The organism is Sedimentitalea xiamensis (assembly GCF_030164465.1).
Taxonomy (GTDB): domain Bacteria; phylum Pseudomonadota; class Alphaproteobacteria; order Rhodobacterales; family Rhodobacteraceae; genus Sedimentitalea; species Sedimentitalea xiamensis.
In genome coordinates this window covers 1-10,383 of the sequence record NZ_JASNJE010000056.1, presented here as the reverse complement: position 1 = coordinate 10,383, position 10,383 = coordinate 1, and the positions used below count along the sequence as shown (strand labels likewise).

Here is a 10,383-nt window from a genome sequence, read left to right as displayed (position 1 = left end):
GAAGCTTGGCTTACATGGGTTCTCGAGCGTATCGCCGATCACAAGATCAACCGGCTCGACGAACTGCTTCCATGGAACTGGACGCCGCAATAGGCCTCAAGTGCGTAGTCGGACGGATACGATCAATCCGGCTTCAATGAGGTCCGCCCGACACTCGTGCAGCGGCATCGGCGTTCTGCCCGCGAACCTCACAGAACCCTCCAGATTCCCAAATCAGCGTTTGAGTGATTCATGGGGTGTCGGCTTGATTGCCAAGTACCCTTCAGGCCACGCCCAGATAGCTCAGTACCACCTCGGTGATATGTTCTTTACGCTCCCTCAAAAAACCTGGTGAGGTGAGATCCACACCGAATGTCGCGGATAGCGTGTGCTGGTTCGAAATGTGAATAAAACTAAGCGCGAGTATTGTGAGATATAGGTGCAATGCATCGGGGCGGCGTAAAAAGACTCCTTCAGCTTGACCCCTGGCCAAGAGACTGTCGAGTTTTTCAATGAACGGACGCGCAGTCGTGTAAATTACTTGTGCGATCTGTGCTGCGGCGCGACCTTGATTGAGGTTCTCGTTCAAGATCATCTTTGGAAAGCGCCTGTTCTCGCGCATGTAGTCGAAGGTGAAATGTGTCAAAGCGACAATTCCGTCGTGCGGAGAGGCATTCCAGAAATTCGTCGCCTCCTCGCTGCTGCGCAACTCTTCGTAAACCCTGCTCAGTGCCGCAATGTACAGCCCGTCCTTGTTATCGAAATAGTGGTAGAGCATCCGGATATTGCAGCCAGCCAAACTCACGATACGAGTCGTATTGGCGCCTGCGTAACCATACGCGCAGAATTCCTCGATTGCCGCGTTGAGAATATCCTCTTTTGTTTTCGCGCTGTTGCGAGTTCTTTTTGCCCGCTTTCGAGCGTTTGGTTCAGGAAAATCTCCACGGTCGTTCATGCCATCCTCGCATCCTTCCCAAGGCCCATAATAACAGCTACAGCAGTTCTGCCAACAAGTAAGTAAGTAATACTTGACTTACTAACCTGATTCGTGCTCCCGTCAACCATGGTTCGGTTACGAGCCGACAATGAACCGGGCTCTGGGAGGTACAGACATGACCCGAATGCCATTCGTCCGTGGCATCGCTTCCGCCATTACGCTGTCATTGGGGGCAGGATCCGCGGCGGTTGCGGCACAGGAAATGACCCAAGAACGTATTGCGGCTGCCATCACCGAGACGATTGCCGGCTACAACCCGTATGGTGATGCTGTAGTTCTGATCGGAAGTCTCTGGTGCAAGGTTTACGGTTGCCTGATGCGCTACGACTTCGAAACCGGACGCCCGATTCCCTATCTGGCGGAGAGCGTCGAGCCGGAAGACGAGCTCAACTGGATTGTTCGACTGCGCCCGGACTGGGTGCGTCACAATGGTGATCCGGTATTAGCCGAGGACGTGGTGCATTCCATCGACCGTATGCGGAACGACCCAGAATCGACCTCTTCATTCCTGGTGCAGCCGATCGCATCTGCAGAAGTCGTAGATGATCTTACGGTGCGCATCACCACACATGAGCCCACCGCGACGCTGGCAGACAATCTGACGGCAGTGCAGATCACCTCAAAGCGGCTCTTCGATGAGCATGGTCAGGAGGTCTACCGAACGCATCCGCACGGTGCTGGCCCCTACCGTCTGGCCGAGTTGTCCATCGGCACGCACATGGTACTGGAACGGGTCGATGACCATCCGATGGTCTCGCCCTCCAATCCACAGCAGATCATGTATAGGATCATGGCCGAGCCTGAGGCGCGTGTAACGGCTCTCGCCAATAACGAGGTGCAGATAGCCCAGGGCGTTCCTCCACAGCTTATAGACCGCGTCGAGCAATTGCCCAATGCCCGCGTCGAGTTCGCCAATTCAGTCGAGATGATGTTTCTTGCAATGAATCCTTCAACTCATCCGTGGGAGGTGAAAGAGGCTCGCCAAGCCGTTGCCCATGCGATCAACCGCGAGGCGATTGTCCGTGCATTGCTTGGTGGCCGAGCTACCCTGCTGAATGGCCCTGTCGGCGAAGGCCAGTTCGGATTCGACCCGGAGTTCGAGACTCCCTATGACTACGACCCGGACCGCGCTCGCTCTCTATTGGAAAGCGCGGGTCTGCTCGGGGTCGAGATCGACTTCTATACTCCGGTCGGCCGATACACGGCCGATCGCCAGATCGCCGAGGCGATGGTGCCGATGCTCGAGGAGGCGGGTTTCACTGTTAGCCTGCGTACGCCTGAATGGGCAACACTATGGTCGAATGTCCAGGCTGGCGGCGTGCCCTTCTACTATATGGGCCGCGGCCAGATGCTTGATCCGTCCCGGGCGCTGCGACAGTACTTCGAGACAGGCGGGTCGCCGCGTCTGGATTTCTCCGACCCTGATTTGGACAGTTTGCTGCAGGCGGAGCGTGCTGCCTTCGACCCGGACCAACGGTATGACATGATGCGCGCGGCCATCGTCCGACTGACCGGGGAGGTACCGGCGCACTTCCTTTGGCTGCACCAGATGGCTTGGGGCGTGTCCGAGTCCATCGACTACACGCCGCGCCAGGCCGACCGCATCGACGGTTGGGACATCCACGTCCGCGCCGGAAACTGAGCCCAGCGGGGGCGGCATGCCCGTCCCTGGCAATTCTACCTGCGAAAGAACCGCCGATGCTCACCTATTCCGTCAAACGCCTGTTTGGTGTGATCCCGGTGCTTCTGATTGTCTCGCTATTGGTTTTCTTGCTGATGCAGGCTGCACCAGGAGATCCGGTCTCGATGCTTGTCTCGGACGAGGCAACGACCGAGGACCGCGAACGCATTGCCGCGGCGTGGGGCCTCGATCAACCGGCGTCGGTCCAGTATCTCAACTTTTTGACCAATGCCGCGAGCGGAGATCTAGGCACCTCCTTCCGCTACCGAGAGCCGGTGATGGATTTGGTTCTCGCGCGGCTACCAGCCAGCATCGAACTAGCGCTCTATGCCACGCTCCTGGCAATCTCGATAGGCATTCCGCTAGGCGTGCTGGCCGCGGCGAAACCCAACTCAATCTTCGATACGGTCGGTTCGATCGGCGGCTTCTTCGGCATTTCTATGCCCAATTTCTGGCTCGGAATCCTGATGATCCTGATCTTTGCCGGCCATCTGAACCTCCTCCCGTCCGGCGGACGGGAACCATGGGGAATGGACCTGCCGCGCCTGTCCGGTTTCCTGACGCTTGACGCAGTCCTGCAAGGCCGCTGGGATGCACTGTGGCAGGCGCTGCGCCACCTCGCCCTGCCGGCGATCGTCCTCGGCACGGCGATGACCGGGATCATCATGCAGATCACCCGCGCCTCGATGCTCGAAAACCTCGGGGAAGACTACGTGATGACGGCTCGGGCAAAGGGCCTTTCGAACCGGGTCGTCCTTTGGCGGCATGCGTTTCGCAACGCGCTTGTATCGGTCATCACCATCATCGGCCTCGAGTTCGGCGCGCTGATCTCGGGCGCGATCATCGTCGAGACGGTGTTCTCATGGCCGGGCATAGGACTTCTGTTGATTCAGGGCATTACCTTTCGGGACTTCCCCCTGATCACCGGGCTTGTCCTGATCTACACCACGATCTTCGTGATGATGAATGTTCTGATCGACATCCTTTACACGATCGTCGACCCCCGCATCCGGATGAGGTGAGACATGGCAACAGCAACCCTTGCTCGTGGCAGCGGCCGCAGCCGCTATGCGTTCCTGCTAGCGCCGAAAGCCCTGTTCGGACTGCTCATGATCGGCGCGCTGATCGTCGCCGGGGCATTCGCGCCGCTGATCGCGCCGTTCGATCCGGCGCGTCAGGACCTTATGGCCGCCATGACCCCGCCCCAACTGACCGGGCCGCACTTCCTGGGCACCGACCATGTCGGCCGCGACCTGCTGAGTCGGATCATCTTCGGTGCGCGGGTCTCGCTGCTGATCGCCATCGCGGTCGTCGTCTTCTCCGGCATCGCCGGTATCGTCCTCGGTATCGTCTCGGGTTATTTCGGAAGCCGGATCGACAGCCTGATCCAGAAGTTTCTCGAGGTCTTCTGGGCGTTTCCACCGCTCCTTCTCGCCATTGCCATCGTCGCATTCCTGGGACAGGGATTGGCCATCGTCATCATCGCGCTCGCCTCACAGCGGTGGATACCATACTGCAGGCTCGCGCGCGCGGAAGCAATGTCGCTGCGCGACCGCGAGTTCGTCGTCGCCGCCCGTTCGCTGGGCGCCGGGCACACCCGCATCCTGCGCGAACACATCCTTCCCAACATTCTCCCCTCGATGCTCGTGGTCGGCACCTTCGCGATGGCGACTGCGATCATCTCGGAGGCTGCTCTGTCATTCCTGGGGCTGGGTGTTCCGCCGACAATCCCGACCTGGGGTGGCATGCTCGCCGATGCGCGGGCCTATATCAGCACCTCCTGGTGGATGGCGCTCTTTCCGGGACTTTGCATCTTCCTGACCGTGTTGGGGATCAACCTTCTGGGCGATGTCCTGCGCACCCGCTTCGACCCCAAGATCAAGAACTTCTGAGAGGACAGACCATGCTTGAACGCCGCCAACTCACCACTCTCGATGGGGCGCGAAAGGCGCAGATCGTCGCCAGCGAAGAGCTGATCTTCCTGTCCGGCATGCAGCCCGACACGACCGATGGCGACATCAAGGAGCAGATGCGCGGCGCGTTGAAGAACGTGGATGCGGCGCTCGCTGAGATGGGGGAGGATCAGGCCTCGATCTTCGTCATCCACATCTGGCTCAAGGACATGCGCTACTTCAGCGCCATGAACGCGGTCTGGAACGAGTGGGCCGATGCCGAGAACCCCCCGTCCCGGACCTGCGTCTCGGGAGAACTCTACCGTCCGGACCTGCTGGTGGAACTGGTCGTCACCGCCTGCCGCAGCAAGGGGGCAGACGCATGATTACCAAAATCGGACGCGTCGGAGGCCCCCGCTCGCCTTCCATTCACTTGGGCGCGGCCTGCCCGCAGATGATTTCGAGCTGCCTGACCGCGCCAGACAAGTCGGGCGATGTCGCGGCGCAGACACTGCAGATCTTGGACGTGATCGACGGCCATTTGAGCGACCAAGGATCGGGGCGTGAGAAGCTGATGATGGTTCAGGTCTGGCTCGCCGATATCCGGGAGTTCGCGGCGTTCCGCCGGATCTGGAACGACTGGATCCTGCCTGACCACCCGCCGGCGCTTTCGGTCGTCGAGGCTGCCGCCTCGCGCCGCGACTCGCTCGTCGAGATCCGCGCCTATGCCGCTCCGTGAGGGCCAGATGACCGTTTGCGACCGCAATATAGCCAACGTGGCGGCGACCGGGACTCTCCTGTCGGTCAGCGGCCTGCGGGTCAGCTTTCCCGGCACAGACACGCCCGCCGTGCGCGACGTCTCGCTGCGGGTCGGTCGCGGAGAGGTCGTGGCCCTTGTCGGCGAAAGTGGTTCCGGAAAATCCGTGACGGTCAAGGCACTCATGCGGTTGATCGAGTTCGGCGGTGGACGGGTTACCGCGGGACGTGCCTGGCTCTCGGACGGGCAGGGCGGGCGAATCGACCTCTTCGCCCAGTCCGAGGCGGCCATGCAGCAGATCCGCGGCAATCGCATCGCGATGATCTTTCAGGAGCCGATGACCTCGCTCAATCCGGTCCTTACGGTGGGATTCCAGTTGCGCGAAGCCGTGCAGAGACACCAGAACGTCGCGAGGTCCGAAGCCGATCGGATCTGCCTGGAAGCGCTCAAGCAGGTGCGCCTGTCCGAGCCGGAACGCAGGTTGCGGCAGTATCCGCACGAACTGTCCGGCGGCATGCGCCAGCGGCTGATGATCGCCATGGCGCTGGCCTGCAAGCCTGACCTTCTGATCGCCGACGAACCCACCACTGCGTTGGACGTGACCGTGCAGGCCGAGATCCTGGCGCTTCTCAAGATGATCCAGCGGGAAACCGGCATGGCAATCCTCTTTATCACGCATGACATGGGTGTTGTCGCGGAGATCGCCGACCGCGTGCAGGTGATGCTGCGCGGCGAGGTGATCGAGGACGGTCTCGTACACGCCGTCTTCGCCGCTCCGCGCCATGCCTACACCCGCGCGCTGCTGGACGCCGCGCCGAAGCTTGGCAACGCGCCGCCGGCGACGCCGCGCCCGGTGACCGACGCGACCCCGGCGCTGAGTGTGCAGAACCTGATTGTTCGCTATCCATTGTCGGGCGGTGTGTTCGGACGCGTCCGCGCGAATGTCCATGCGGTGGAGGATGTGTCGTTCGATGTGGCCCATGGCGAGACACTGGCGCTCGTCGGCGAAAGCGGGTGCGGCAAGTCCAGCCTGGCGAAGGCGATCCTTCGCCTGTACGAGCCTGCCGAAGGGCGAATCCTTCTCAATGGCGAGGATATTCTCGGGTTCGACCATGCTCGCATGATGCTGGCCCGCCGCGGTATCCAGATGATCTTCCAGGATCCCTATGCAAGCCTGAACCCCCGCAAGTGCGTGGCCGATATCATTGCCGAGCCGCTGGAGATCCACCGGACTGGCGGCCGCACCGAGATTGCGGCACGGGTTGCAACACTGATCGAGCGCGTGGGCCTGCCCGCTAGCGCCGCGCACTGCTTTCCGCATGAGTTCTCGGGCGGCCAGCGCCAACGCGTCTGTATCGCCCGCGCGCTCGCCCTCAACCCCTCGGTGATTATCGCCGATGAGCCGGTCTCGGCGCTCGACGTCTCGATCCAAGCGCAGATTCTCGATCTGATCGAGGAGGTGCAAGAGGAGTTCAACGTCGCCATTCTGTTCATCTCGCACGACATGGCCGTGGTCGAGAAGGTCGCCGACCGGATCGCGGTGATGTATCAGGGCGAGTTGATTGAGATCGGTCCGCGCGACGCAATGCTGCGGATGCCTGCACATCCTTATACGAAGAGGCTGCTCGACGCGGTGCCGATCGCGCATCCCGATCAAAGGCGCGATCGGCAATTGACCGCACGTGAAATTTCTAGCCCGATCCGCGCTGTTGGCGCCGAATCCGCAGCCTTCACAATGACTGAGATCGCGCCGGGCCACTTCCTGCGATGTTCCCGCGATATGTAAGTGCCTCGCAAGTCTTCGGATGGCGATTGACCTACGGAGGCAAGCTACCGATCAAAGACTATCAGAAGCGGACGATTTTGACGGTTTCTGGAGCCGTTCCAGTAACTTATCCACGGCTACTCGTTTGCCAGAAGTACAGTCCCCAGTCCAGCCTTACGCTGTCTCGCGGTCAGCTTCTTGACGAATGCACTGCTACCCAACCTTGGACCGCCGGAAGTTGGATTTTTCCAGCTGCCTCACGATGACGGGCTGGTGGCGCCATCGGGATAATGGATGGCAATCGGGACGTTGTATCCGATCGCGCTGTGGGGTCGGTCTTCGTTGTGGTGTACACCCGCAGATGACATACAGATGTGACCGGCCAGAATGTAACAATTGAGTGGCGCTACAGCGTTTGTGACAGTATCAGGGTCTCAGCCACCCTAGCGTGACAGGTTGCCATGCCCCGGATCGGATACGCCCGCGTCAGTTCATCGAGTCAGGATCTCGAAATCCAGCAAGCGAAGCTGAAGGCGGCGGGCTGCGAGATCGTCCGCGCCGAGACCGGCTCCGGGGCATCCCGCGACGGACGCACCGAACTGGCAACGACCCTGGAATTCCTGCGAGCAGGCGACGAGCTGGTCGTGCATCGCCTCGACCGTCTCGGTCGCTCGACACGCGATGTCTTGAATCTCGTGCATGAGCTGGATGCCAAAGGGGCTTCGCTGCGCGTTCTTGAACCCGAGGTGACCACGGCAGGCGACATGGGCCGCATGTTTATCACCGTTCTCGGAATGGTGGCCGACATAGAGCTGAAGTTCATCCGCGACCGGCAGCGGGCCGGTATCGAGGCAGCCAAAGGTCGGGGTGCCTACAAGGGGCGCCGCAAGAGTGTTGACGAAGCGGCGATCCGGCGTCTTGTCGCCGAGGGTGTGCCGAAGGCGCAGATCGCACGGAATTTGGGCGTGTCCCGCATGACTGTCTACCGGGCGCTGGACGGCGGGAATGGCTGCGAATGACCCGATCAACGATACTGGGAAACGGGCGCACGGTCACTGTTCTGGGGTGGCTCGGGCTGCTGATCCTCACCGTGGTTGGCATGGCTGCCCTTGAACGGCAGCGTCTGTTCTCGGAATTGCAGACCAAGGCGGAAATCCTGCACCGGCTGGCCTCGCAGCGGGCGGATCAGCACGATGCGCATCTCACCTCGCTGTCGGCCCTGGCCACGGCCGGAGAGGCCGAGCGGCGCGACCTATTCCTCGATGTCGCCGCCACGATCATGCGATTTTACCCCCGCATCGTGGCCATCGATCTCGTACCGCTTGACCGGCTCGGCCGCTATGTTACCACGCGCCCGGGTCTCTCGAACGAACTGGCCGATATCATCGTCGCCGACGCGCGCAGCTCCGATGGCGCGCTTGTGCTGCGGGCTGACCTCGAGGCGGAGGGCCGCTATCTGGTCATCAAGCGCAGTCCCAACACCGACGAGGCCCGGTTCGGTCTGGCGCTGACGGTCGATGCGCCGGAACTCCTGGCGACGGATGACGCTTTCTGGTTACGTCCGTCAATGAAACGCGCGCTGTATCTGCCGGATGGAACGGTGCTGTTCCGCACCCGGGCAGAGACAGCGGCGATGCAGTTCCGCAAGGCGCTTGGCAGCACATCGCAACCCCTGATCCTGGAGGCCGGGATTGCACCGCGCCTTGCCGATCTTCTGCCGGCCGGCCGTCTTCTCGCGGTGCTCGCAGTGATGACGGGTCTATATCTTCTGGCCATTCTCGGACTGCGGCAGTTGACAAGAGCGCGAAGGGCGGAACGTCTGGCAAGGCTCAGCGCCGACGATGCCCGGCTTGCCCATGCCTCACGCGTCAATGCCCTCGGCGAGATGGCGAGCGGCATGGCGCATGAGTTGACACAGCCGCTGACGGCCATTCTTTCCCAGGCTCAGGCGGGGCGGCGCCTCGCGAAACTGGGGGATATAGAGGGGTCCGAAGCGGGTTTCGGGCGGATCGTCGAGCAGGCGAAACGCGCGGCGGTCATTCTCGACCGGCTGCGCGACTGGACCCGGCCGCAATCGGGGCGGATCGAGCCGGTGCCGATCAACGAGGCGGTCGGCAATGTCGAGGCGCTGCTGCGGCGCGACATAGAGGCCGGGCATGTGACCCTGTCGACCGATCTCTCTGCAACCCGCAACATCACGCTGCAACTCGACAGGATCGCGCTGGAGCAGATCGTCTTCAACCTTCTGCGCAATGCGGTGGAGGCGGCAGATGAGAGCGCAGACCGCTGGGTGCGGGTCGCGAGCGAGGCGACCGGGACCGGCATCGTCGTGGAGGTCAGTGACAGCGGGCCGGGTGTGCCTGAGCATATTCGCGAGCGGGTGTTCGAGCCCTTCGTGACCGGCAAGAAGGAAGGCACCGGGCTTGGGCTGGCGCTGTGTCAGCGGCTGGCCGAACGCTTGGGCGGCGATCTGAGCCTCGCCGAGGATCGTGCGGAAACTGTGTTCCGCCTGTGGCTGCCGGTTCCGGACGTGGAAAACCGGGAGGCGGCGGAATGACCCTGCCGGTCTATCTGGTCGATGACGACGATGCGGTGCGCGAGGCGCTGTCGCTGCTCATGCGCACGGTTGGCCTCTCCGTGCGCGGCTTCGCTGCCTCCGAGGCGTTTCTTGGCGCGCTCGACCGGCTGGAGCCCGGCTGCCTGATCCTCGACATTCGTATGCCGGCGATCTCCGGCCTCAAACTGCAGGAGCGATTGCGCGCCCGCGGCGTGGACTGGCCGACGGTGGTGATTTCCGGCCATGGCGATATCGAGGTGTCGCGTAGCCCTTAATTGTGAGATGAGAAATCCAACGAAATCAACGGCTGTCCTTTGCCCTTAAATATGAGATTTTGCCTTTAATTCCGATATTCTTGCCCTTAAACCTGAGACAGGGTTCACAGACATGTGCGGCAAATATCGATGGATGATGATGGCGAAGCCTCCGTTGCAGTTGGTGCTGAAGAGTCGCGCAGGGCCGCCGTGCTACGTCCGCTTGTTCAGGCATATCTCAATGGGACTGGCAGTCTGGAAAGTGGCATCAATGACGCCGTTTGGGAGCTTGGTGTCAGCAGGGCGACGGTCTGGCGTTGGATAAAGCGGCTGGCGGAAGAGGGTGGGCGCACCAGCGCGCTGGCTCCGCGAAAACGAGGCCTGTGAACCGGCATGCAAATTTGACCCCTGTATTGGGGTAATCGGCGTCCAAAAGTGACCCCCCTGATATTTCGTTTCAGAAGCTTCCTCAAAGGATTGAGGGAGCAATTTGGGGATGTT

General features: G+C 61.3%; 12 protein-coding genes. 10 read left to right on the top strand and 2 right to left on the bottom strand.

Annotation, left to right across the window (positions count from 1 at the left end; all coding sequences use genetic code 11):
• The coding region (locus QO034_RS22540; RefSeq protein WP_284487573.1) for a transposase domain-containing protein at window positions 1-93 on the top strand (93 nt) is incomplete at its 5' end.
• Between the two features lie 169 nt (window positions 94-262).
• Here the strand turns inward: QO034_RS22540 and QO034_RS22535 are convergent.
• Complete coding sequence (locus tag QO034_RS22535) at window positions 263-934, bottom strand: TetR family transcriptional regulator (protein ID WP_284487758.1); 672 nt, start codon at window positions 932-934, stop codon at window positions 263-265.
• Between the two features lie 157 nt (window positions 935-1,091).
• Here QO034_RS22535 and QO034_RS22530 point away from each other — a divergent pair, with 157 nt between their 5' ends.
• The 9 genes from QO034_RS22530 (at window position 1,092) to QO034_RS22490 (ending at window position 9,903) form a co-directional block, all read left to right on the top strand.
• The gene (locus tag QO034_RS22530; protein WP_284487757.1) at window positions 1,092-2,618 is read left to right on the top strand and encodes an ABC transporter substrate-binding protein; all 1,527 of its coding nucleotides are present in this window, start codon (window positions 1,092-1,094) and stop codon (window positions 2,616-2,618) included.
• 56 nt (window positions 2,619-2,674) lie between these two features.
• Window positions 2,675-3,679, top strand: a complete 1,005-nt coding sequence (locus tag QO034_RS22525; protein WP_284487756.1) for an ABC transporter permease — start codon at window positions 2,675-2,677, stop codon at window positions 3,677-3,679.
• Window positions 3,680-3,682: 3 nt separating this feature from the next.
• On the top strand, window positions 3,683-4,549 hold the full coding sequence (locus tag QO034_RS22520; RefSeq protein WP_284487755.1) for an ABC transporter permease: 867 nt from the start codon (window positions 3,683-3,685) through the stop codon (window positions 4,547-4,549).
• Between the two features lie 11 nt (window positions 4,550-4,560).
• Window positions 4,561-4,935, top strand: coding sequence for a RidA family protein (locus QO034_RS22515; protein WP_284487754.1), 375 nt, complete (start codon window positions 4,561-4,563; stop codon window positions 4,933-4,935).
• Window positions 4,932-5,288: a Rid family hydrolase gene (locus QO034_RS22510; RefSeq protein WP_284487753.1), complete on the top strand. Its 357-nt coding sequence runs from the start codon at window positions 4,932-4,934 to the stop codon at window positions 5,286-5,288. Before QO034_RS22515 ends, QO034_RS22510 begins: the two co-directional genes overlap by 4 nt.
• A gap of 7 nt (window positions 5,289-5,295) precedes the next feature.
• Entirely contained in the window at window positions 5,296-7,092 is a 1,797-nt protein-coding gene (locus QO034_RS22505) for an ABC transporter ATP-binding protein (protein ID WP_284487752.1), read from the top strand.
• 440 nt (window positions 7,093-7,532) lie between these two features.
• Entirely contained in the window at window positions 7,533-8,090 is a 558-nt protein-coding gene (locus tag QO034_RS22500; RefSeq protein WP_284487751.1) for a recombinase family protein, read from the top strand.
• A complete protein-coding gene (locus tag QO034_RS22495) occupies window positions 8,087-9,628 on the top strand; it encodes a sensor histidine kinase (protein ID WP_284487750.1) in 1,542 nt (513 codons plus the stop codon). The genes QO034_RS22500 and QO034_RS22495 overlap by 4 nt, the downstream gene beginning before the upstream one ends.
• A complete protein-coding gene (locus tag QO034_RS22490) occupies window positions 9,625-9,903 on the top strand; it encodes a response regulator transcription factor (protein ID WP_284487749.1) in 279 nt (92 codons plus the stop codon). Before QO034_RS22495 ends, QO034_RS22490 begins: the two co-directional genes overlap by 4 nt.
• Before the next feature lie 192 nt (window positions 9,904-10,095).
• Here QO034_RS22490 and QO034_RS23425 read toward each other — a convergent pair.
• The coding region (locus QO034_RS23425; protein WP_407696807.1) for a hypothetical protein at window positions 10,096-10,383 on the bottom strand (288 nt) is incomplete at its 5' end.